This window comes from Embleya sp. NPDC025285 (assembly GCF_055558835.1).
This window is the reverse complement of record NZ_JBVHLU010000146.1, coordinates 1-21,227: the sequence shown is the minus strand read 5'-3', so window position 1 is coordinate 21,227 and position 21,227 is coordinate 1. Positions and strand designations below refer to the sequence as shown.

Annotated in this window: 20 protein-coding genes and 1 pseudogene; 13 read left to right on the top strand and 8 right to left on the bottom strand. The window is 71.9% G+C overall.

Annotation, left to right across the window (positions count from 1 at the left end):
* Nucleotides 1-180: 180 nt before the first annotated feature.
* Both mtnC and ACZ4FV_RS47860 read right to left on the bottom strand, forming a co-directional pair.
* Complete coding sequence (gene mtnC, locus ACZ4FV_RS47865) at nucleotides 181-930, bottom strand: acireductone synthase (protein ID WP_465327439.1); 750 nt, start codon at nucleotides 928-930, stop codon at nucleotides 181-183.
* On the bottom strand, nucleotides 927-1,508 hold the full coding sequence (locus ACZ4FV_RS47860) for a 1,2-dihydroxy-3-keto-5-methylthiopentene dioxygenase (protein ID WP_395873852.1): 582 nt from the start codon (nucleotides 1,506-1,508) through the stop codon (nucleotides 927-929). The genes mtnC and ACZ4FV_RS47860 overlap by 4 nt, the downstream gene beginning before the upstream one ends.
* Before the next feature lie 521 nt (nucleotides 1,509-2,029).
* Between ACZ4FV_RS47860 and ehuB the strand changes: the two genes are divergently transcribed.
* The 4 genes from ehuB (at nucleotide 2,030) to ehuA (ending at nucleotide 5,273) form a co-directional block, all read left to right on the top strand.
* Complete coding sequence (gene ehuB / locus ACZ4FV_RS47855; RefSeq protein WP_465327436.1) at nucleotides 2,030-2,977, top strand: ectoine/hydroxyectoine ABC transporter substrate-binding protein EhuB; 948 nt, start codon at nucleotides 2,030-2,032, stop codon at nucleotides 2,975-2,977.
* A 61-nt stretch (nucleotides 2,978-3,038) separates the two neighbouring features.
* Nucleotides 3,039-3,737 carry an ectoine/hydroxyectoine ABC transporter permease subunit EhuC gene (gene ehuC, locus ACZ4FV_RS47850; RefSeq protein ID WP_402241526.1) on the top strand — a complete coding sequence of 233 codons (699 nt, stop codon included), beginning with the start codon at nucleotides 3,039-3,041 and terminating at the stop codon, nucleotides 3,735-3,737.
* The gene (gene ehuD, locus ACZ4FV_RS47845; RefSeq protein ID WP_395873855.1) at nucleotides 3,734-4,396 is read left to right on the top strand and encodes an ectoine/hydroxyectoine ABC transporter permease subunit EhuD; all 663 of its coding nucleotides are present in this window, start codon (nucleotides 3,734-3,736) and stop codon (nucleotides 4,394-4,396) included. The genes ehuC and ehuD overlap by 4 nt, the downstream gene beginning before the upstream one ends.
* A gap of 49 nt (nucleotides 4,397-4,445) precedes the next feature.
* A complete protein-coding gene (ehuA, locus tag ACZ4FV_RS47840; protein ID WP_465327433.1) occupies nucleotides 4,446-5,273 on the top strand; it encodes an ectoine/hydroxyectoine ABC transporter ATP-binding protein EhuA in 828 nt (275 codons plus the stop codon).
* A gap of 560 nt (nucleotides 5,274-5,833) precedes the next feature.
* On the opposite strand, the gene ACZ4FV_RS47835 is transcribed toward ehuA, so the two are convergent.
* On the bottom strand, nucleotides 5,834-6,670 hold the full coding sequence (locus tag ACZ4FV_RS47835; RefSeq protein ID WP_395873857.1) for a LuxR C-terminal-related transcriptional regulator: 837 nt from the start codon (nucleotides 6,668-6,670) through the stop codon (nucleotides 5,834-5,836).
* Nucleotides 6,671-7,043: 373 nt separating this feature from the next.
* Between ACZ4FV_RS47835 and ACZ4FV_RS47830 the strand changes: the two genes are divergently transcribed.
* From ACZ4FV_RS47830 to ACZ4FV_RS47820, 3 genes are all read left to right on the top strand, one after another.
* A complete protein-coding gene (locus tag ACZ4FV_RS47830; protein WP_465327429.1) occupies nucleotides 7,044-8,732 on the top strand; it encodes an AMP-binding protein in 1,689 nt (562 codons plus the stop codon).
* Between the two features lie 172 nt (nucleotides 8,733-8,904).
* On the top strand, nucleotides 8,905-9,282 hold the full coding sequence (locus ACZ4FV_RS47825; RefSeq protein ID WP_465327427.1) for a DoxX family protein: 378 nt from the start codon (nucleotides 8,905-8,907) through the stop codon (nucleotides 9,280-9,282).
* Between the two features lie 213 nt (nucleotides 9,283-9,495).
* A complete protein-coding gene (locus ACZ4FV_RS47820; RefSeq protein ID WP_465327425.1) occupies nucleotides 9,496-10,491 on the top strand; it encodes a serine hydrolase in 996 nt (331 codons plus the stop codon).
* Nucleotides 10,492-10,540: 49 nt separating this feature from the next.
* On the opposite strand, the gene ACZ4FV_RS47815 is transcribed toward ACZ4FV_RS47820, so the two are convergent.
* From ACZ4FV_RS47815 to ACZ4FV_RS47805, 3 genes are read right to left on the bottom strand one after another with little or no spacing between them, the layout of a single operon-like run.
* The gene (locus ACZ4FV_RS47815; RefSeq protein WP_395873862.1) at nucleotides 10,541-11,329 is read right to left on the bottom strand and encodes an ABC transporter permease; all 789 of its coding nucleotides are present in this window, start codon (nucleotides 11,327-11,329) and stop codon (nucleotides 10,541-10,543) included.
* Nucleotides 11,326-12,816: an ABC transporter permease subunit gene (locus ACZ4FV_RS47810; protein ID WP_395873863.1), complete on the bottom strand. Its 1,491-nt coding sequence runs from the start codon at nucleotides 12,814-12,816 to the stop codon at nucleotides 11,326-11,328. The genes ACZ4FV_RS47815 and ACZ4FV_RS47810 overlap by 4 nt, the downstream gene beginning before the upstream one ends.
* Nucleotides 12,816-13,745 (bottom strand): ABC transporter ATP-binding protein, encoded by a 930-nt coding sequence (locus ACZ4FV_RS47805; protein WP_395873864.1) that lies wholly within the window; start codon nucleotides 13,743-13,745, stop codon nucleotides 12,816-12,818. The genes ACZ4FV_RS47810 and ACZ4FV_RS47805 overlap by 1 nt, the downstream gene beginning before the upstream one ends.
* Nucleotides 13,746-13,910: 165 nt before the next feature.
* On the opposite strand from ACZ4FV_RS47805, the gene ACZ4FV_RS47800 reads away from it, so the two are divergent.
* From ACZ4FV_RS47800 to ACZ4FV_RS47790, 3 genes are all read left to right on the top strand, one after another.
* On the top strand, nucleotides 13,911-15,017 hold the full coding sequence (locus tag ACZ4FV_RS47800) for a sensor histidine kinase (protein WP_395873865.1): 1,107 nt from the start codon (nucleotides 13,911-13,913) through the stop codon (nucleotides 15,015-15,017).
* On the top strand, nucleotides 15,014-15,697 hold the full coding sequence (locus tag ACZ4FV_RS47795) for a response regulator (RefSeq protein ID WP_402241508.1): 684 nt from the start codon (nucleotides 15,014-15,016) through the stop codon (nucleotides 15,695-15,697). The genes ACZ4FV_RS47800 and ACZ4FV_RS47795 overlap by 4 nt, the downstream gene beginning before the upstream one ends.
* A gap of 114 nt (nucleotides 15,698-15,811) precedes the next feature.
* Nucleotides 15,812-16,408 carry an HhH-GPD-type base excision DNA repair protein gene (locus tag ACZ4FV_RS47790; RefSeq protein WP_402241505.1) on the top strand — a complete coding sequence of 199 codons (597 nt, stop codon included), beginning with the start codon at nucleotides 15,812-15,814 and terminating at the stop codon, nucleotides 16,406-16,408.
* A gap of 87 nt (nucleotides 16,409-16,495) precedes the next feature.
* Here the strand turns inward: ACZ4FV_RS47790 and ACZ4FV_RS47785 are convergent, their stop codons facing one another.
* On the bottom strand, nucleotides 16,496-17,974 hold the full coding sequence (locus tag ACZ4FV_RS47785) for an MFS transporter (RefSeq protein WP_395873868.1): 1,479 nt from the start codon (nucleotides 17,972-17,974) through the stop codon (nucleotides 16,496-16,498).
* A gap of 71 nt (nucleotides 17,975-18,045) precedes the next feature.
* Here ACZ4FV_RS47785 and ACZ4FV_RS47780 point away from each other — a divergent pair, with 71 nt between their 5' ends.
* The gene (locus ACZ4FV_RS47780; protein WP_465327420.1) at nucleotides 18,046-18,540 is read left to right on the top strand and encodes a winged helix-turn-helix transcriptional regulator; all 495 of its coding nucleotides are present in this window, start codon (nucleotides 18,046-18,048) and stop codon (nucleotides 18,538-18,540) included.
* A 104-nt stretch (nucleotides 18,541-18,644) separates the two neighbouring features.
* On the opposite strand, the gene ACZ4FV_RS47775 is transcribed toward ACZ4FV_RS47780, so the two are convergent.
* A complete protein-coding gene (locus tag ACZ4FV_RS47775) occupies nucleotides 18,645-18,902 on the bottom strand; it encodes an SCO5918 family protein (protein WP_395873870.1) in 258 nt (85 codons plus the stop codon).
* Between the two features lie 275 nt (nucleotides 18,903-19,177).
* On the opposite strand from ACZ4FV_RS47775, the gene ACZ4FV_RS47770 reads away from it, so the two are divergent.
* Both ACZ4FV_RS47770 and ACZ4FV_RS47765 read left to right on the top strand, forming a co-directional pair.
* Nucleotides 19,178-20,605, top strand: coding sequence for a helix-turn-helix domain-containing protein (locus ACZ4FV_RS47770; protein WP_395873871.1), 1,428 nt, complete (start codon nucleotides 19,178-19,180; stop codon nucleotides 20,603-20,605).
* A 290-nt stretch (nucleotides 20,606-20,895) separates the two neighbouring features.
* Nucleotides 20,896-21,227 (top strand): annotated as a pseudogene (locus ACZ4FV_RS47765) (peptidase M28); the annotation flags it as partial.

The following is a 21,227-nucleotide window of genomic DNA, read 5'->3' as shown; positions in this document are numbered from 1 at the left end:
CTGGTCAAAAACCCCCTTCCCCCCCCACGCCCCCCTCCCTCTCTGGTCCCCCCCCCCCCCCCCCCCCCCCCCCCCCCCCCCCCCCCCCCCCCCACAACCCCCCCCCCCCCCCCCCGCGTTCGGCTATCGGGCGCGTTGGCCACCGGGCGCGATTCGTCGCCGGCTCACGCGCGTGCGGGCTCAGATCTCGCGCAGGATCGGGCGGTCGCCGGTCAGATCCAGGCGCGCGAACGTCGCCGTCTCCGGGTGGTCGCCGACGCCTCGGTCGTAGTACGGCTCGTCCGCGTCGGGACGGCGTACGCCGATCGTCCACCAGCCCGCCTCGCGCGCCGCGTCCAGTTCCTCGACCAGGTCGGACAGGAAGACCAGCCGCTCCGGTCGCGGCTCGCCGATCATCTGCGCGATCGTGTGGTACGACTCGGCCACCCGCTTGGGGCCCGCGTTCTCGGTGTCGAAGTGACCGGAGAACAGCGGCAACAACGAACCCTCCGGCGAACTGCCGAACCACGCGCGCTGCGCGGCGACCGAGCCGGACGAGAAGATGTACAGCCGGTGCCCCGCCGCGTGCCACGCGCGCAGCGCCGGGATGGCGTCCGGGTAGAAGTGCGAGGTCAGTTCGCCGGACGCGAAGCCCTCGGCCCAGATCAGGCCCTGGAGGGACTTGAGCGGGGTGACCTTCTCGTCCCGGTCCAGCCAGCCTTCGAGCGCTTCGACGATGCGCTTGGTGTTTGCCTCCGGCTCGCCGATCAGCGCCCGCACGCCCTCGGCCGCGCGCACGACGTCCGGGTGGTCGCCGTGTTCGTCGAGCCAACGCGCGAAGTGCGTGCGGGAGTACGGGTAGAGCTGCTCGGTGATGAAGCCGGTGGCGCTGGTGGTGCCCTCGATGTCGACGACGACCTTCAGCGGGGCGGTGGTGGTGCCGTCGCTCACGCCGCGTACCCCGCCCAGATCTCGTCGAAGTCCGGGAAGCGGGAGGAGATCGGGTCGCCGGTGAAGTCGCCGATCCAGCCGTCCTCGTCGTGGAAGAACCGGATCGCGGCGACCGAGGGCTCGACGCCCATGTCGAACCAGTGGGTGATGCCCTTGGGCACCGAGAGCAGGTCGCCCGCCTCGCACAGCACGGCGTGCACCCGACCGGCGATGTGCAGGTAGAAGATGCCCGCGCCCTCGACGAAGAAGCGCACCTCGTCGTCGTCGTGCGTGTGCTCGGTGAGGAACTTGGCACGCGCCCCGGCGGCCTTGGCCGGCCACTCCGGGTCGTCCGAGGGCTGGAGGCGGATCACGTCGACCTGGATGTAGCCCTCGGCGGCGGTGATCCGGTCCACCTCGGTCCGGTACGCCGCGATCACCTCGTCCTGGGTCGCGCCGTCGGGCAACGCGACATCGGCCGTCCAGCGCTCGAAGCGCACGCCGATCGGCTCCAGGGCACGCGCGATCTCGGCCGGGTCAGAGGTACGCAGAATCGGCGCGGCGGCGTCGGTCTCGGGCCAGACGGTCAGCAAGGACATGGCGTCCCTCCTTGGCTACTGAATCGGGGCGGACTCCCCGAGCGATCGGTCCTCGTTCGCGACCGGTCGCGGAGGCGATCGTGGACCGATCCCAAAACTACCGTCTCGACCGGTTCCGACCGAGAGCGCGGTCACCCTCCGAGACGGCGCCGCCGGCCCGAGCCGCCGTCACGTCCGAATAACGAACGCGATCGGTCGCCGACCGCGACGAACACGCCCGCCACCTCGGGTATCCGACAAGTCGGACACCAGTCGTTATCGATCCGTGACAATCGACATCGGAGGCCACAGGGCGATCACGAAACGGGCATTCGGGTTTGCCCGGACGCTTTGTCGCCCCCTTCCGGATCGGCCTAGGGTCGCCACTTCGCACCACCGGGTCCCGACAGCTTCCGAGCGCCGACTCCCGACCGTTTTGGGGCATTCGCGCGCCGACGGCTCTCGGGAGTCGGGGCTCGACGGCTTCGGTCGACGGCCGCGGCGGGGCGTGACCTGTCCCCTGCGAAAGGAGCTGACCGCGTTTGCGTGCCGCCGATGCGAGACCCCGACCCGGTCCCGGAATATCCCGGCGCGGCCTGCTGCGCGGCGTCGGCGCCGTCGGCCTGGCGGTGGCCGCGGCCGGCACCGCCGCCGCGACCACCGGCTGCAGCCGGGTGGGCCTCAACGACGAACCGGACGGCGGCACGTTGCTGCACCGACTGCGCGAGCGCGGTTCGGTACGCGTCGGCTTCGCCAACGAGGCGCCCTACAGCTTCCTCGACAAGGACGCCGAACTCACGGGCGAAGCAGCCGAGTTGGTCAAGGCGGTCTTCGATCGCCTGGGTGTGCGCCGGATCGAGCCGGTGCCCTCCGACTTCGGTGCGCTGATCCCGGGTCTGCGTGCGGGCCTGTTCGACATCGTGGGTGCCGGTATGTCCATCACTCCCACGCGGTGCGCGCAAGTGTTGTTCACCGACCCCGAGTTCGACGCCGCCGAGGCATTCCTGGTGCCGAAGGGCAACCCGCGAGGGCTGGCCACCATGGCCGATGTGGCCGCGAACTCGAACGTGCGGCTGGGCGTCCTGCTCGGCACGGTCGAGGCGGAGGTGGCCGAGCGAAGCGGCGTACCCGGCGCCCGGATCACCCGGTTCGCCGACCAACCGAGCGCCTTCGACGGGATGATCGGCGGTCGGGTGGACGCGGTCGCGCTCACCTCGATCTCGCTGAACTGGGGTCTGCGCCAACGGGCACACGCCGACCTGGAGGTCACCGCGCCGTACCGGCCCGTGGTCGACGGCCGACCGATCACGGCGGCGGCGGGTGGGTTCGCGGTGACGCCCGATCAGACGGACTTCGTCGCGGCCTTCAACCGGGAACTGCACACGCTTCGAGACAGCGGCGAACTCCTGCGCATTCAAAGGCCGTTCGGCTTCACCGAGGCCGATGTACCGGCCCCGGAGCTGACCGCACAGCGGGTGTGTGCGACATGAGCGACGGCAATCGCGCCGACGTGCGCAGACCACCCGCCCGTCCCGGAATGGAGGCCGCCGGATGACGTCCGGGCAACTCGAACTGTTGCTCCACGGTGCGCTGAACACCGTCTACCTCACGTTGGGTGGCGGGGCGCTCGGCCTGGCCCTGGCGCTGGCCGCCGGGCTGGCCCGCTGCAGCGAGCATCGACTGCCCCGGTGGATCGGGGCGTGCTACGTGGAGGTCTTCCGCGGCCTGCCGACCCTGGTACTGGCCTTCTGGTTCGTCTTCGCGGTCCCGGCCCTGGGTTGGCAGTTGAACCCGATGTGGGCCGGCATGCTGGCCCTCGGCCTGAACATCGGCGCGTATGCCGCCGAGGTGGTACGCGGCGCGATCCAGGCGGTGCCGACCGCACAGATCGAGGCCGCGATCGCCCTCAACTTCACCCGCTCCCAACGGACCCGACGGGTACTGCTGCCCCAGGCCTACCGGGCCATGCTCCCGCCGCTGGGCAACAACCTGATCGAGTTGCTCAAGATGTCCGCCGTGGTGTCCATCGTGTCGATCCCGGACCTGACCTTCAACGCCCAACTCATCCGGATGTCCTCGGGTGAGACCACCCTGGTGTTCACCGGCCTGCTGTTCGGCTACGCGCTGATCGCCCTGGTGCTGATCACGCTGATCCGCGCGCTGGAACGGCACGCCGTGCGCTCGCTCGGCCGAACACCGGAGCCGGGCCCGCTGCAACGGCTGCTGCGACGCGCGGAGGTGGCCCGATGAGTTGGGATTGGGACTACGCGTGGGACATCGTCCCGGATCTGTGGTCCGGCATGCTGGTCGCGCTTCAGGCCACGCTGTACGGCTACGTGTTGGCGCTCGTACTGGGCCTGGTGTTCGCGCTGTTGCGGCGCAGCCCCACCCGTTGGGTTTCCGTACCGGTCGCGCTGATCTGTGAACTGATCCGCTGTACCCCGCTGTTGGTGCAGTTGTTCTTCATGTTCTACGTGCTGCCCACGATCGGGATCGACTGGGCGCCGCTGACCGTGGGCGCGTTGACCCTGGGCATCCACTACGCCACCTACGTGTCCGAGGTGTACCGCGCGGGCATCGAGGGCGTGCCGGTCGGCCAGTGGGAGGCGGCCGTCGCACTCCACCTGCCGCGCCGGCGGGTGTGGACGTCGGTGATCCTGCCGCAGGCGGTGCCGCGGGTGTTGCCCGCGTTGGGCAACTACCTGCTCTCGATGTTCAAGGACACGCCGCAGTTGATCGCGATCACCGTGGTGGAGGTGTTCTCCACCGCCCGGGAACTCAACGCGGAGACCTTCCGCACGCTGGAGCCGTTCACCGTCGCCGGCGTCTTCTATCTCGTCGTCACGCTGATGATGTCCGCGCTGTTGCGGCTGGTCGAGCGGCGGTTCGGGCGGGTGCGCTCGATCTGACGCCGCACGCACGCACGGACCGCCCGGCTCGACGTTGGAGGAACACACGATGACCCAGACCCAGACCCAGACCCCGCCGACGCCCTCCACGGACCCGGTACCGCCCACCGACCTGATCACCTTCGAGGGGGTCGGCAAGCGCTTCGGCGACAACGTGGTGCTCGACGACCTGTCGTTCGGCGTGCGCGCCGGCGAGCGGGTCACCCTGATCGGGCCCAGCGGTTCCGGCAAGACCACCATCCTGCGGATGTTGATGACGCTGGCCCGGCCGGACACCGGCGTGATCGAGGTGGGCGGCGAACCGCTGTTCCACGAACGGCGCGAGGGTCGCCTGGTGCCCGCCTCGGAGCGGCACGTCCGGGCCATGCGCAGTCGGATCACCATGGTCTTTCAACAGTTCAACCTGTTCCCGAACATGCGGGTGCTGCGCAACGTCACCGAGGCTCCGATCCGGGTACACGGCGTCCCGAAGGAGGAGGCCGAGGCCCGCGCCGCCGACCTGCTCGAACTGGTCGGCCTGCGCGACAAGTTGTCCGCATATCCGGCCCAACTCTCCGGCGGCCAGCAGCAACGGGTGGCGATCGCACGGGCGTTGGCGGTCGAGCCGGACATCCTCCTGCTCGACGAGGTCACCTCCGCACTCGATCCCGAACTCGCCGCCGAGGTCCTGGACGTCCTGCGCGAGGTGGCCCACACCACCGACGTCACCATGCTGTGCGTCACCCACGCCATGCGCTTCGCCCGCGACGTCTCCGACCGAGTCCTGATGTTCTGCGACGGCCAAATCATCGAATCAGGACACCCGGAATCCCTCCTCACCACCCCCACCCACCCCCGCACCCAACGCTTCCTCAAATCCATCCTCACCGAATCCTGACCCCCACCACCCCAACAAACCACGGGCGGACCGGCGCGGCAGGCGGGCCGGCGCGGCAGGCGGGCCGGCGCAGCAGGCGGGCCGGCGCAGCAGGCGGGCCGGCGCGGTTGGGGTCGCGAGCGACCCGGGGCGGGGGGAGCGGTTGCGGGAGGTGTGCGGGAGGACGGCGCGGCGGGCGGGCGGGCCGGCGCGGCGGACGAGGCAGTAGTCAACGCGCGGCGGCGGGCGAGCCGTCCCAGCGAGCAGCGGGCGAGCGCAACCCATCCAGCCCGTCCGGCGCTTGAGGACAACCGGGCCGGAGGCCGGCCTCAGCCACCGACGCCCACACAACACACGAACGAACCACAGCCGCGCCTCAAGCACCCACCCAACCAATCCAGCCCGTCCGGCGCTTGAGGACAACCGGGCCGGAGGCCGGCTTCCCAACCGGCCCACCCAACGCGCACACGAGCGAACCGCAGCGAAACCCCGAAAGTCCACCCAACCAAATCAGCCCGTCCGGCGTTTGCGGACCACCCACGCCGGAGGCCACGTGTGCATCGGGGCCAACCACCCCGGGCCTACGGCAAGAAGCCCCCCGCGCGCGCCGCAACCACCGCTTCGACGCGGTTGTGCGCCCCCAACTTCCGCATCGCCGACCGCAGATAACTCTTCACCGTCTCCGGCCCCAGCACCAGCACCCGCGCCACCTCCGCGTTGGTCCGCCCCACCGCGACCTGAGCCAGCACATCCGTCTCACGAGGCGTCAGCCGTACTCCCCGCGCCGCTCCACCGGACGCACTCGCGGCCGTCCGCGCCAGCCTCCCGCACACCTCCCGCAACCGCTCCCCCAGCCCCGGATCGCTCGCGACCCCCGCCAGCGCCAGCAGATCGGCGTGCGCCAACCGGATCTCCAACGCCGCCCACCCCGGCAACTCGGCCGCCCGCGCCATGCGTTGCTCGACCTCGCGGGCCACCGCGATCTCGTGCCCGGCGTCCCGCGCCGCGTCGCAGGCCGACGTCAGGATCCCGTCTCCGAAGTCGGACGGCCGCCGCAGCGCCCCGTACAGCACCGCCGCCACCCCGCGCCCCGCGAGCACCGGCACCGCGAACACCGCGCGCACCCCCTCCGTGGTGACCGCCCGGTCGTACTCGTGGCTGATCGCCGACGCCGCGACGTAGTCGACCACCCGGACCGGCCGCCGCGTGGTGATCGCCTTGCCGCCCACGCCGGTCCCCGCCACCACCGTCAGTCCCGACAACACGCGCGTCGAGGTCCCGCTCAGATACGAGATCACCAGCCGATCCCCCGCATCGGGACACGGCCCGGCGAACGCGACGTCCACCCCGGTCCGCGCCCGAAATCGCTCGACGGCCCGACCCACCGGATCACCGACCGACCCCGCGTATCCGCTCACGGCTCCTCCACATATCCCGCCACGGACGTCCCGCCCGACCTCGGCACCCCACCACAGGCGCCCCACTCCCCCCGCGCCACCCAAGGGCAACGTACTCCCGCTCCCACCCCCACATCACCCCCATTCGGGGGTACTCCGCTCGCCGCCCCCACCCCCTCCCACCTACCTTCGCGACAGCACCGCCCAGCGCCCCACAGCACCCCGCACTGCCCCACACCGACGGCACCCCGGCACCACCCCTGGCCCACGGCACCACCGCACCACCCGCGCCACCGCGCCACCGCGCCGCCTCGCGCCCACAGCACCACCGCACCACCGCACCCCCCTCGCGCCCACAGCACCCCCCGCATCCCGACCAGGCAGGTGACCCGCGATGACCGCTCCCGCGCCGCCCCCACCCCCGCAATCCCCGAACGACCCGCCGGCCGACACCCCCCTCGCCACCCGCCAGGGCGAGCGCACGCCGCCGCTCCCGCACGAGACCATCGGCGCCAACCTGGCCCGGATCGCCGCCACCTACCCCGACCACGACGCCCTCGTCGAGTGCGCGAGCGGCCGGCGCTGGACGTACGCGGAGTTCGACGCGGCCGTCGACGACCTCGCCCGCGCGCTGATCGGCGTCGGGATCGAGGCCGGCGACCGAATCGGCATCTGGTCGCCCAACTGCGCCGAGTGGACCCTGGTGCAGTACGCCTCCGCCCGGGTCGGCGCGATCCTGGTCAATCTCAACCCGGCCTACCGTGCACACGAGATCGAGTACGCGCTCGCCCAATCCGGCACCAGGCTGCTGGTCGCCGCGTCGCGCGTGAAGACCAGCGACTATCCGGCGATGGTCGCCGAGGTCCGCGCCGCCTGTCCCGACCTGGAACGCGTCGTACACATCGACACCCCGGACTGGCCGGCCCTGGTCGCCGAGGGCGCCGCCGTCTCGATCGATCGATTGCGCGCCCGCGAGGCCACCCTGCGCCCCGAGGACGCGATCAATATCCAGTACACCTCGGGCACCACCGGCTTTCCCAAGGGCGCCACGCTCTCCCACCGCAACATCCTGGGCAACGGCTTCCTGGTCGCCGAGATCCAGGGCTGGACGGCCGACGACCGGGTGTGCCTGCCGGTGCCCTTCTACCACTGCTTCGGCATGGTGATGGGCAACCTCGGCGCGACCAGCCACGGCGCGTGCATGGTCGTCCCGGCCGCGCTGTTCGACCCGGCCGCCACGTTGCGCGCCGTGCACGAGGAACGCTGCACGGTCCTGTACGGCGTGCCGACCATGTTCATCGCCGAGCTCGCCCTGCCCGACTTCGAGGCGGGCAAGTACGACCTCTCCACGCTGCGCACCGGCGTGATGGCGGGCTCACCGTGCCCGGTCGAGGTGATGAGGCGGGTGATCGACCGGATGGGCATGACCGAGGTGACCATCTGTTACGGCATGACCGAGACCTCACCGGTCTCCACCCAGACCCGCCGCGACGACTCGCTGGAGCGCCGCGTGGGCACGGTCGGCCGGGTACACCCGCATCTGGAGATCATGGTGGTCGACCCGACCACCGGCGCGACCGTCCCCGAGGGCACCCCCGGCGAGTTCTGCACCCGGGGTTACTCGGTGATGCTCGGCTACTGGCAGGACCCCGACCGCACCGCCGAGGTGATCGACGCGGACGGCTGGATGCACACCGGCGACCTCGCGACGATGGACGCGGACGGCTACGTGTCGATCGTCGGCCGAATCAAGGACATGGTGATCCGAGGCGGCGAGAACGTGTACCCGCGCGAGATCGAGGAGTTCCTGTACGGCCACCCGGACATCGAGGACGTCCAGGTCGTCGGCGTGCCCGACGAACGCTTCGGCGAGGAACTCATGGCCTGGATCAAACTCCGCCCCGGCGCCCCCGAACTGACCGCGACCCACCTCCGCGACTTCTGCGCCGGCCGCCTGGCCCACTACAAGATCCCCCGCTACGTACACCTCGTCGACGCCTTCCCGATGACCGTCACCGGCAAGATCCGCAAGGTGGAAATGCGCGAACGCTCCATCGAACTCCTCGACCGTGAACCCACCTGACCGAACCCGTCCGCGACTCAGCCGATCGATCGCCTGTCCGCCTCGACTCTCGCCACCGCAAATGTCGGCGCCAACGCACGAAGCAACCGCGTGTGCAGTTCCGGTTCGGGGTGTGGTGTTTCGGGGGCGGTGTTGTTACCTTCGGGTAACTTTCCGGGGCGAGGAGGACCGTATGGCCGGCACATCGTCGTCCGCGCGCGCTTTGGTGGCGTTGCTCGGCGGAGCGGGTGTGGCCCACTTCGTGTACCCGAGGCCATTCAACGCGGTGGTGCCTCGAAGCCTGCCGGGCAACCCGCGGGTGTGGACCCGGGCAAGCGGCGTGGCCGAGTTCGCTCTGGCGGCGGCGGTGGCCGTGCCGCGCACCCGGCGGGTGGGCGCCTTGGCCGCGGCGGCGTTCTTCACTGCGGTTTTCCCGGCGTACGTCAAGATGGCCGTCGACTGGCGTACGCGGCCGGCCCCGCAGCGTACCGCCGCGTTCGCCCGCCTGCCCCTCCAGATTCCGCTGGTGCTGTGGGCGCTGCACGTGGGGCGGAACGCGAGTCGGTCCTGAACTCGACGTCGGCCTCAGCCGGGGCCGCCCGCCGACCGCGGGCCCGGCGAACGCTCCGCGTAGCGCAGCGGTTCGTGCCCGCCCAGTTCGATCGAACGCCCGCGCTCACCGCCCGGCGAACCCTCGCGCCCACCCCTGGGCGAACGCCCGCTCTCATCGACTCTTAAGACTCGTCTCACCCGCCGCACAGCCCCGCCCGCAACCGTGTCGTGCATGAGCCCCGCCCGCGAAGGAACGCACCGCGCGGCACGCCGCGGCCGATCCGTCCTCACCCCCCTGGCGGTCGTCCTCGCCTGTGCGACCCTGCTGTGGATGGTCGTCTCCGGCAACCGCGCGGAGCCGACCTCGTTCAGCCCCGCGCCGACCGCGAGTTCGGCCGCGGACCCGCCGGCGGTACCGCCCGAGAGCACGGAGCCCACGTTGCCGTCGACCGACGCCCCCACCGACGTCGCCCGAGGCGCCGACCGGCAACCCGCCGTCGGCCCGACCTCCGCCGGCGTCGCGTCCGCGCTCGCCGGCGCGTTGCCCGAGATCTCGGGCAACCTGTCGGTGGCCATCCTCGACCCGGCCGGCGGCGAACCGGTCGGCTACAACACCGACCGGTCCTACGTCACCGCGAGCATCGTCAAGGTGGACATCCTGGCCGCGTTCCTCCTCCTGACCCAACAGGAGCACCGCGCCCTCACCACCACCGAACGGGCCACCGCCGCCGCCATGATCGAGCACAGCGACAACGACGCCGCCGACACCCTGTGGTCCGCCATCGGCGGCGCCGCCGGCCTCCGCACCGCCAACACCGCCCTGGGCCTCATCGAAACCGAACCGACCGGCCTGTCCTGGGGCCTGACCCGGACCACCGCCACCGACCAGGTCCGCCTGCTCGACGCGATCACCGCGACCGACTCCCCGCTCGGCGCCGGCTCCCGCGCCTACCTGGCCGACCTGATGACCTCCGTCGCGGACGACCAGACCTGGGGCGTGGCCACCGCCGCCGACCCCGACACCACCCCGGCCCTGAAGAACGGCTGGCTCCCCCGCGACGCCACCGGCCTGTGGGTGATCAACAGCATCGGCCACATCACCCACGCCGGCCGCCCGCTCCTGATCGCCATCCTCTCCGACGACCAACCCTCCATGCCCACGGGCATCACCCAACTCGAAGCAGTGGCCCGAGCCGCCGTCCCGGCCGTGGCAACCGCCGCGAACTGAGCCCGGTCCGCCCCGCTTCACCCCGGCCCCGGCCCAAAGGGCCCACGCCTCACGCGTCCCGCCGCAGGAAGCGCCAGGTGCCCAAAGTCAGGGCCAGGGCGGCGTAACCGGCGAGGACCGTGAGGCCGGGCCAGGGGGCGATCGGGAGGTGGTTCAGGTCCCGGGTGGTCTGGATGGCCAGGCCCGCCGTCATCGGGGTGATCCGCTCCAGGCGGCGGTGCCAGTCCGGATCGGCGATCGCCTGGACCAGGAGCGGGAGGATGTAGAGCAGGGTCAGCAGGACCGCGACCGCGCCGGTCGTGTCGCGCAGCACGAACGCGACGCCCATCGCCAGCAGCCCGATCAGCACCAGGTAGAGCACCGTGCCGCCGGCCGCGCGCAGCGTCGGCCCGTCGGTTGCGGACAGCCCGGGATAGCCCTGCTCGGGGGTGAAGCCGTTGCCGTCCAGGATCGTGCGCCCCGCCCACAGCGACCCCAGCACGCCGATCGTGCCGGCCGCCGCGACCATCGCCACGAGCAACATCGCCTTGCTGCCCAACAACACGATCCGGCGCGGGAGGGCGGTCAGCGACGTGTGGATCATCCCGGTGCCGTACTCGTTGCCGACCATCGACACCGCGAGCAGGACGACCGCGATCTGACCGACCCGGACTCCGGTCAGACTGTCCTTGGTGATGTCCTCGAAGCACCCGGCCGGCGTCGCGCAGGCCGAGGCGTGCATGGCCGATGTGGTCAGTACGCTCACCACCACCGTGGCCACCACCAGTGCGCACAGCAGCCATCCGGTCGAGCGCACACTGCGCAGCTTGGTCCACTCGGCGAGCGCGGCGTTCCTCATGCGTCCCGCTCCCGCAGCCGCCACGCGGCGATGGCCAGCGCCACCGCGGTGTACGCGCACAACACGCCCAGCCCGGCCCACGGTGCGATCGTGGTGTCGTAGCGGTCGAAGGTGCGCTGGATGGCGAATCCGGCGGAGGGGGTGAGTCGTTCCAGCCACGCCCCGGTGGACACCGGCAGGCCGCTGCCCACGATGCGCGGGATCAGCAGCAGGGCGAGCACGAGGGTGATCGCGGGCGCGCCTCGGCGCAGGATCGCACCGACCGCCAGCGCGAACATCGCGGCGACCGCGAGCAGCACGGCCGTACCGATCAGCGCGCGCAGCACGTTCGGATCGGACAACCCGGCCGGGATGCGGTTCTTCGAGCGCTCCACCGGTCCCGTGGCCAGGAACGCGCCGAACGCGCCTACCAGTCCGGCGACGAACGTGGCCGCGCCGACCACGATGGCCTTGGCCGCGAGCACCCGCCCTCGGCGCGGGGTGGCGGCGAACGTGGTGCGGATCGTGTCCCGGTGGAACTCGGCGGTGATCGACACCACGCCGAGCGCGACCACGGCGATCAGCGCGATCAGCACGCCGCCGAGGATCGTCTGCGTGGCGTCCTCGCCGAACCGATCCGGACCGATGTCGCCCATGCCGATCACCGTGAAGGTGCCGTCCACCTCGGTGAAGCCGGGCGGTGGGCCGGCGTCCGGTCCCTCCGTCGCCGGTCCCGCCGACGCGCCCGCCCCACCCGGTCCGGCCCGGTTCTGCCAGGTCCCGGCGGGCTGTTGCGGCTGCGCCGGCTTCAGGCTCACGTGGTCGAAGGTGGCCTTGCCGGTGGTGCTCTGCGAGGAGATGCCCTCGCTGCCGAACGCGCGCTCGACCTTCACCGCGTCCGGCGACGCGACGAACAGCCCGATCCGAGCGGTCCGCGGCAGATCGTCCAGGTCGACCCGGCCGACCCGACGCCACCCGGCGCCGTCGCTCGACTCGTACGCGGTGATCGTGTCACCGGCCCGAACCAGCTTGAGCCAGCGCGGCACCGGACCACCGCCGCCCGCCTTGTCGCTGTCGTACCCGCTGTGCAGGCGGACCCCGTGGTCGGGCGTGACCACCACCGCCGCGTACGCCGCGCCGAACGCGTCGCTCGCCCGGATCATCAGGCCCGCCTTGGCCCGCCCGGCACTGCGCTCCTGTGTGCTCACCCGGGCGACCAACTCGCCGTCACCGGCCAGCTCGCGCTCGACGAACTGGCCGCCGTCGGCGAAGTGGTCGGCCAACTTGACCTTTTGTTTGCCGCCGCCGCTCGACACGTCCTGGATGCCACTCCCACCCGCGATCAGCAGGCCGACCAGCACGGTCAGCACGGCCGCCGCGGTCAGCGTGAGCAGCCATCGGCGCACCGACCTGAGCTTGGTCCACTCGGCGCGCAGCAGCCCGCCGAAGCCGTCCCGGCCGCCGGTCAGCGGGCTTCGGTACGGCGTCGTCGTCGTGGGGTCCGCCATCACCGCTCCCCGGCGTCGGTCGCGGCGCGGTAGTCGACCGCGTCCCGGGTGAGTTCCATGTAGGCCTCCTCCAGCGAGGCGCGGTGCTCGGCGATCCCGGAGAACGGCACGCCGTGCTCGGTGAGCAGCCCGATGATCCGCTCCGCGTCCAGGCCGGTGACGGTCAGCGCCTCGCGCTCGGTGGCCGCGACGGTGGCGCCGACCCGGGTCAGCACGGTCATCGCCTCGCGGCGCCGCGCGGTGCGCAGCACGATCCGGCCGCCCGACGCGGCGGCGAGCAGTTCGCCGATGCTCGTGTCGGCGATCAACCGGCCCCGGCCGATCACCACGAGGTGGTCGGCGCTGTCCTCCAGTTCGCTCATCAGGTGGCTGGAGACCAGCACCGCGCGGCCCTCCGCGGCCAGCGCGCGCAGCAGCCCGCGGATCCACATCACGCCCTCGGGGTCGAGGCCGTTGACCGGTTCGTCGAGCATCAGCATCGGCGGATCGCCGAGCAGCGCGCCGGCTATGCCCAGGCGTTGCCGCATGCCGAGCGAGAAACCGCCCGCGGGCCGACGTGCCGCCGACGCGAGGCCGACGCTCTCCAGTACGTCGTCCACCCGACGCGCGGGCAGGCCGTTGGAGTGCGCCATCCACAACAGGTGGTCGCGGGCCGGGCGGGCCGGGTGCACCGCCGCCGCGTCCAGCAGCGAACCCAGGTGCCGCAGCGGCGTGCGCAGCGTGCGGTAGTGCCGGCCGCCGACCAGCGCGGAGCCCTCATCGGGTCGGTCCAGGCCGACGATCATCCGCATGGTCGTGGACTTGCCGGCGCCGTTGGGTCCGACGAAGCCGGTGACCTGGCCGGGCGCGACGGTGAACGAGAGGTCGTCCACGGCGGTCTGCGGACCGTAGCGTTTGCGCAGGCCGCGAACTTCGATGGTTGCTTCCATACCCAGGAGGCTATGAATTCGGCCGGGTCCGGCACATCACGCGGGCGAGCCAAACCGGGTTCCCCGTGCGGGGGGAAGCCCGCCGCACGCCTCCCCGGCGCGGGGGAGGCGGATTCCCCGGCCCGGGGGAAGCCGCCCGCGTGGCCCGCCCGGGACAATGGCGCCATGAAGCACAGCGATCCGGCCCCCGGCCGCGTCCTCGACCTCGGTCGTCGGCGCGGAGAGCCGTGGTGGCACCCCTTCGGCGCGGGGGTGGCGCTCGGCTTGTTCTCGCTGCCGGAGACGGTGGTCCGCACCGCGCCGCGCTCCGACGAGGCGGCGGGCATGTTGTCGGTGGCGCTGATCCTGGGCCTGTGCGCGACGGTGCCGTTGGTCCTGATACGGCACCGACCGGCAATGGTGGCCGTGGCGGTGACGGTGGCGGCCGTGTCCACCGGGGCGCTCTACCAGGGTGTCCCGATCGCCGCGACGATCGCGGTGGTGATCGCGTGGGCGGCGCTGGCGCTCGGCCGGGTGCGCGGCGCCCGCACCCGCAACGCCGAGCGGGACGCCTCGCGGCACGCGATCGAGAGCACCCTGCTGGAGTTCACCGCGCGTGGTGAACGAGCCAGGATCGCCCGGGAGTTGCACGACGTGGTGGCGCACCACATCTCGATGATCTCGGTGCAGGCGGAGACCGCCCGGCTGGCCACGCCGGGGATGCCGAAGGAGGGCGCCGAGCGGCTGCTCGCGATCGGCGACACGGCCCGCACCGCGCTGACCGAGATGCGCCGCCTGCTGGGGGTGCTGCGCGAGGACGCCGGCGCCGAGCCGACCCGCCGACCGCAGCCGGGCCTCCAGGAACTCCTGGAGTTGATCGACGAGTCCCGGGATTTCGCCGGCGCGGGCGTGCGGCTGATCGTGCGCGGGCGGATCGCCGTGCTCGATCCGGGTGTCGAGTTGGCGGCCTATCGCATCGTCCAGGAGTCGTTGACCAACGCGCGCCGACACGCGCCCGGAGCCGCCGTCGACGTGCTGCTCGACTACTCCGACGAGGATCTGCTGCGGGTGCGGGTCCGCGACAACGGCCCGGGGCCGCGCGCCGGCACCGGCCCGGGCGGGCACGGCCTGCTGGGGATGCGTGAGCGCGCCGCAAGTGTGGGCGGCGAGTTGCGCACCGGGAACCCGCCGATGGGCGGATTCCTGGTCGAGGCGATATTGCCGGCCGGCCGGATGGCCGGCACCGCGGGCATACCCGCCGAGGGGCTCACCACCGCGGGAGGGGTCGGATGAGCGGGCCGGCGGCGTTGCGAATCGTGGTGGCCGATGACCAGGAGGTGGTCCGGGCCGGTTTCGCCGCATTGCTGGACACCCAACCGGACTTCACCGTGGTCGGTACCGCCGCCGACGGCGCGGAGGCGATCCACCGCTGCCGCGAGCAGCGCCCCGACGTCGTGGTGATGGACGTGCGGATGCCGGTCATGGACGGCATCGAGGCCACCCGGCGGATCCGCGCGAACACCGTCGAGGACGAGCCGCCCCGAATCCTGATGTTGACCACCTTCGACCTCGACGAGCACGTCTACGACGCGCTGGTCGCCGGTGCCGGCGGCTTCCTGATCAAGGACGTGACCGCCGAGCGCCTGTTCGACGCGGTGCGCGTGGTGGCCGCCGGCGAGGCGCTGCTCGCGCCGAGCGTGACCCGCCGGCTGATCGGCGAGTTCACCCGCCTGCGTCCGCGCCCGGCCCCGCCCGGTCTGGCCGACCTCACCCCTCGTGAGGTCGACGTCCTGCGGCTGGTCGCCGAGGGCCTGTCGAACGCGGAGATCGCCGGCCGCCTGGTGGTCGGCGAAGAGACGGTCAAGTCGCACGTGAGCCGGGTATTGCGCCGACTGGGCCTGCGCGACCGGGTCCAGGCGGTGGTCATCGCGTACGAGTCGGGCCTGGTCGTACCGCGCTCCGGCGGCCGATGAGCGAACCGGCCCCCGATGCCGCCCGGCCCCACCAGGCTCCGCGGCCGGTGACCTCCGGGCACACGTCGGCGAGTCCGCGTGCGGGTCCGGGGCCGCCGGGGAGATCATCGAGGGATGAACACGACAGTGCACCTGGCCCAGCAGGCCGAGGCGGACGAATTGCTCGGGCGCAGTGCGTTGGCGGCGCTGGTCGGCATGCTCCTGGATCAGCAGATCCCGATGGAATGGGCCTTCGCGGGCCCGTACACGATCGCCCAGCGGCTGGGCCGCACCGATCTGGACGCGCACGAGATCGCCGCGTACGAACCGGACGCGTTCGCCGAACTCCTGTCCACCAAGCCCGCCGTGCACCGCTATCCCGGGTCGATGGCGCACCGCGTGCAGCAGTTGTGCCAGTACCTGGTCGAGAACTACGGCGGCGAGGCGAGCGCGGTGTGGGCCGACGTGGACACCGGTGTCGAGTTGCTCAAGCGGCTGCAGGCGTTGCCCGGTTTCGGGAAGCAGAAGGCGCAGATCTTCCTGGCCCTGCTCGGCAAGCAGTACGGCGTGACACCGAAGGGTTGGCGCGAGGCGGCCGGCGGCTACGGCGAGGCGGGCTCGCACCGTTCGGTCGCGGACATCACCGGCCCCGAGTCACTGGCCAAGGTCCGCGCGCACAAGCAGGAGGCCAAGCGCGCGGCCAAGGCCGCCAAGGCGGCGAAGGAGTCCTGACCGCCCGCCCGCACGCGGTCGGTTCACCCGCGCCGCCCGCCCTGTCGCCTCCGCCGTCGACGCAGGAGCAGGCGTCGCCTCCGCCGTCTACGCAGATGTCGACGCGGGTGTCGCCGCAGGAGTCGAGACCCCCGGTGCCGCCGTCGCGGTCCGCCCGGATCGGGGCAGGAACAGCGCGGCCGTCGCGGTCAGCACGGTCGCCGCGCCGAGGATGGCCCAGGCCCGGTCGTACCCCTCCAGGGTGGCCGGGGCGCCCACCGCGGCGACGAACACCGCGACGCCGAGCGCCGCGCCCACCTGGCGCAGCATGGTGATCACGCCCGAGCCGGTGGCGAAGCGATCCGGGGTCAGCGCGCCGGTCGCGGTGGCGATCAGGGTCGGCAGGATCAGGCCGACGCCGATGCCGGTGAGGATCGAGCCGGGCAGCAGATCGCTCGCGTAGCGCGCATGCGGTTCGAGCCGCACGATCCACCAGCCCAGTCCCGCGCTGAACGACAAGCCGCCGGCCACGACCAGCGCGCCCGGCCCGAAGCGGGACACGTAGCGGCCCGCCAGGATGCTCACGAACGGCACACACAGCGGTCCGGGCACGGTGCCGAACCCGGTGCGCAACGCGCTCCAGCCCCACACGGTCTGCATCCACATCGTGGAGGAGAACAACATCCCGGCGAACGCGACACCGAACAGGATGTTGGCGATTCCCGAGACGGCGTAGGTGCGGTTGCGCACCAGGGCGCCCTCGACCACCGGCCGCGGGTGGCGCCCGTTGCGCAACAGGAAGCCGGCCACGAACACCGCGGTGGCCACCCACACCCCCACCGCGCGGCCCGAGAGCCATCCCCAGTCGGGCGCACGTACCACGCCCAGGGACAACGCGCCGATCGCCGCGGTCAGCAGCGCGGCGCCGAGCAGGTCCGGCAGCGGACCCCGGTCGGTGGGCGCCGTATCGGGCAGTCGGCGCACGCCGAGCACCAGGGTGAGCACACCGATCGGCAGGTTGACCACGAAGACCCAGCGCCAGCCGGGTTCGAGCAGCAGCCCGCCCAGGATCGGTCCGAGCGCGGCGGCGAGCCCGCCGATCGCGGCCCACGCGCGGATCACCGAGCCGCGCCGCTCGGGCGGGTACGAGGAGAGCAGCAGGCCCAGCGACGCGGGCGTCAGCAGCGCGGCGCCGACCGCCTGGGCGAGTCGCGCGATCACCAGTACCGCGAGCGTGGGCGACGCGGCGCACAGCGCGGATGCCACGGTGAACACCGCGATGCCGGCCAGAAAGGCGCGCCGGTGACCCATCCGGTCGGACAACCGGCCGCCGGGCACCAGCAGCGCGGCGTAGACGACGGTGTACGCGTTGAGCACCCAGGACAGGTCGGCGAGCGAGGCGCCGGACCAACTCTCGGCCAGCGAGGGCATCGCCACGTTGACGATGAACAGGTCGAGATTGACGAGTACGACGCCCGCGCAGACCAGGACTGCGGCGAGCGCGCGGGGCGGGTGATCCGGTTCGGTGCCGGCCATGACGGCTGCCTCCCAGGTGGGTTCACGACTGAGTTCTATGACGGAACTCAACGTAGGGCTCGTCAGTTCTATAATGCAACTCAGTGAGTATCATGAAAGGACTCACCGGTTAGAATGGGGCCATGCGTCGCAAGAGTTTCCAGGAGATGGCCTGCTCGGTCGCCCAGTTCCTCGAGGTGGCCGGGGAGTGGTGGACGATGCTGATCGTGCGGGACGCCTTCCTGGGCGTGACCCGCTTCGACGACTTCCACGAGCGGCTGGGCATCTCCCGCAACGTGCTCACCCAGCGGCTGGAACACCTGATCGAGCACGGCGTCCTGACTCGGGAGGTCTATCAGGACAAGCCCGTGCGCTACGACTACCGACTGACCGACAAGGGCCGCACCATGTGGCCGGTCCTGAACGCGATGCGCCAGTGGGGCGACCAGTGGGCCGCCCCCGACGGCCCGCCGTTGATCGTCACCCACAGCGCGTGCGGCCAACCGGCCACCGCGGTACATGTCTGCTCACACTGCGGCGACCCGCTGACCTCTCGCGATCTGCGCGCCTCCGCGGGCCCGGGCGCCCGGGACGGCCTACTGGAGGGCCTGTCCCCCAATGCCGCGCCCACCGCGTGACCCGAACCGCCCGCACGAAGCCCACCGGGTGACCCCGACGCGCGCGTGCGCCGTGTGGCCCGACCGGCGTCGCGAACCGACCGGGCCGACATCGTTCGCAGGAATCAGAGCGTCGGCTCGGCCGGCGGCGCGGTCGGAAGCACGGTGAAGCCGAGCTTGGTCAACGCCCGGGAAATCTCCGCCGCGCTGAAGTCGCGCGGAAGTTGGCCCGTGATCACCGAGCCAACCTGCTTGACCGGATAGGTACGGCGCCCGATACGGACCGATTCGCCGGTGATCGGGTCGGGCTTGACCCCGCTCATGGCGCGCTCCACCTCGTTCATCTGCAGGTGGAAGGACTGGCCAGCGATCGTGCAGCGCATATTGCCTCAGCAAAGGAAGGGGTGAGTACTACCGGTGTGGCAAGTCTTGCGCAGTCCCGGCCGCAAGCACAGTCCATGACCGCCGTCCGGGGGCCGGCCGGGTAGTGCGGGCTGATATGTCACATCGTGTCGTCTCGGGTTCGAGCCCTGTACACCCATCCGGCAAAAGCGGAATGCCCCGTTCCACCGCAGACAACCCGCACCATCGTCTGTCACCCTGCTCCGGGCAGTGACCAACCGTCGACCATCCGGAGTTACCCTCGGGGAGGACGAACGTGAACAGGCTCCCGAACGCGCCCGTCACCACAAAGGTCGCGTCCACACCGCTAAAGGTCGCGTCGACACCGCTGTGGGCGGAGTTCGGCCGTACCTTGCGGACCCGGCGCCGCCTCGCCGGAATGACGCAGCAGCAACTCGGGCTGCGCGTCGGCTACCACCACAGCCTGATCAGCAAGCTGGAGGCCGGCCTGCGCGAGCCGCCCGCCGGCCTACCGCGCCGACTCGACGATCTCCTGGACACCGGCGGGGACCTGTCCGCGTTGCTGACGAGCCGATCGATCCCGGCGCCCGCCCTGCACCGCACCCACTTCTCGGTGATCCCCGGCGGCGAGGCCCCCGCGGGCCTCGCGCCGCTGGCCGACCGGTTCTGGCCCGATCGGCTGCCGTACCACGGGCTGCCCTGCCCGCTGCACGGCAAGGACGGCTGTCACGAGTGCGAGGTCCCGCCGTACGCCGACGCGCTCACCATCCTGGGCGCCATCGACGGGAACAACCCCTCCGGCGTGGACCCCGACGTCGTACACGTGCTCACCGCCCTGCTCGGCGGCTACACCCAGGCCGGTCTGCACGGCGGCGCCACCACCGGGCTGGTCGGCTCGGTCGAATACGTGCTGCGCCGGATCGTCAGTTGGGCCGAGTCGCTGAACGCGCACGGCCGCTCGCCGCACGCCCAGTTGCGATTGGCCGCCGACTACGCCCAGCTCGCCGGCCGTTTCCGGATGCAACAGGGGCAGAGCGTGATCGGCATGGCCTGGTACGACCGCGGCCTCAACTGGGCGGACGTGTGCGAGAGTCCGGGCGCCCGCGCGTCGTTGCTCGGCGACGTGTGCTCGCTGGCCCGCCTCGACGGCGACGCGGCGGCAGCGCTGGCCTACGCCCGAGCGCTGGAGGCGGTGGACACCGGCCGGGCCTGGATCACCACGCTGGCGCAGCTCTACCAGGCCCGCGGGCACGCGCTCGGCGGTGACATCGGCGAGTGTCGGCGGCACATCGCCACCGCCCATCGACACGTGAACCGTTTCGACGAACGCGACCGCGCCGAGGCGCCGTGGCTGACCGGACTGGCCGGTCGGTTGCGGATGGAGGCCACCATCGGCGGCGCGCTGCGCGACCTGGCCGCGCGCACCGGCGACCTGGCCTCGGCCCGATCCGCGGTGCAGTCGGTCCAGGCCGCGCTCGACCTGCTGCCGGTACCGATGCGACCGGCGCGGGTGCTGCTCACCGTGCGTCTGGCCGACGCGCTCGCGTGCGCCGGTCAGCCGGACGCGGCGGTGCTCGCCGCCGCGCCGGTGGTGCACGAGGCGGCCGGTCTGGGCACCGCGACCACAAATCGGGAACTACTGGGCCTGCGCCGACGTCTGACCCAGCATTGGAGCGATCTGCCCGAGGTCCGCGACCTGTTGGAGCAGATGCCTGGTCAATGAGCGGCGGTCGGCCCGGAACCGCGGTCTCGAACGGCCCCGGAGCCGTCTTCGAGGCCCGAACGACCGCCCGATCGGTTGATCCGGCACTCCCGCGACTCCCGGGGTCTGCTTGGTGTTTGCCAGAATTTGCCGGCCGTTGCCGATCGCTTCACCCCGTCCACACACCCGTGTGAGTGTTTCGCTCGCTCGGGCACGAACCCGGCCTGCACGGTCGCCCGCGTCGCTCACGAGGCGTACGCGGCGCAAGCCGGCGACGTGGTCGAGGCACGCCTTCCACCCAAGGAGCCTCGATGAATCGCAGAACGACCACGGCCGGGACCGTCCTGGCCATGCTCGCCGGCTTGGCGATCGGCGCGGCCGGACCCACGGCCGCCGCCGACCCGTCCCCTCCCCCCGCCAACTCCCAGGCACTCGCGGTATCCGCCGCCGACCGGGCGGCCGCCAGCGGCCTGGACAGTCTCGCCAAGGGGCCCGACGAGCAGTACGAACGCCAGGTCGTGACCCCGTGGGTCAACGATCTGTACTCGGTCGCGTACCAGCGCACCTACCGCGGCCTCCCGGTCGTCGGCGGGGACGCCGTGGTACTGGCCGACGGAAAGGGCCGGGTGCGGGCGACCCAGTC

Excerpts from the sequence above, each read along its gene's own strand:
- ehuD (WP_395873855.1), top strand. The coding sequence starts at position 3,734 with ATGAGTTGGGATTGGGACTACGCGTGGGACATCGTCCCGGATCTGTGG.
- ACZ4FV_RS47810 (WP_395873863.1), bottom strand. The coding sequence starts at position 12,816 with ATGGCGGACCCCACGACGACGACGCCGTACCGAAGCCCGCTGACCGGC.
- ACZ4FV_RS47775 (WP_395873870.1), bottom strand. The coding sequence starts at position 18,902 with ATGCGCTGCACGATCGCTGGCCAGTCCTTCCACCTGCAGATGAACGAG.
- ACZ4FV_RS47815 (WP_395873862.1), bottom strand. The coding sequence starts at position 11,329 with ATGAGGAACGCCGCGCTCGCCGAGTGGACCAAGCTGCGCAGTGTGCGC.
- ACZ4FV_RS47795 (WP_402241508.1), top strand. The coding sequence starts at position 15,014 with ATGAGCGGGCCGGCGGCGTTGCGAATCGTGGTGGCCGATGACCAGGAG.
- ACZ4FV_RS47790 (WP_402241505.1), top strand. The coding sequence starts at position 15,812 with ATGAACACGACAGTGCACCTGGCCCAGCAGGCCGAGGCGGACGAATTG.
- ehuC (WP_402241526.1), top strand. The coding sequence starts at position 3,039 with ATGACGTCCGGGCAACTCGAACTGTTGCTCCACGGTGCGCTGAACACC.
- ACZ4FV_RS47830 (WP_465327429.1), top strand. The coding sequence starts at position 7,044 with ATGACCGCTCCCGCGCCGCCCCCACCCCCGCAATCCCCGAACGACCCG.
- ACZ4FV_RS47805 (WP_395873864.1), bottom strand. The coding sequence starts at position 13,745 with ATGGAAGCAACCATCGAAGTTCGCGGCCTGCGCAAACGCTACGGTCCG.
- ACZ4FV_RS47860 (WP_395873852.1), bottom strand. The coding sequence starts at position 1,508 with ATGTCCTTGCTGACCGTCTGGCCCGAGACCGACGCCGCCGCGCCGATT.
- ehuA (WP_465327433.1), top strand. The coding sequence starts at position 4,446 with ATGACCCAGACCCAGACCCAGACCCCGCCGACGCCCTCCACGGACCCG.
- ACZ4FV_RS47780 (WP_465327420.1), top strand. The coding sequence starts at position 18,046 with ATGCGTCGCAAGAGTTTCCAGGAGATGGCCTGCTCGGTCGCCCAGTTC.
- ACZ4FV_RS47825 (WP_465327427.1), top strand. The coding sequence starts at position 8,905 with ATGGCCGGCACATCGTCGTCCGCGCGCGCTTTGGTGGCGTTGCTCGGC.
- ACZ4FV_RS47800 (WP_395873865.1), top strand. The coding sequence starts at position 13,911 with ATGAAGCACAGCGATCCGGCCCCCGGCCGCGTCCTCGACCTCGGTCGT.
- ACZ4FV_RS47820 (WP_465327425.1), top strand. The coding sequence starts at position 9,496 with ATGAGCCCCGCCCGCGAAGGAACGCACCGCGCGGCACGCCGCGGCCGA.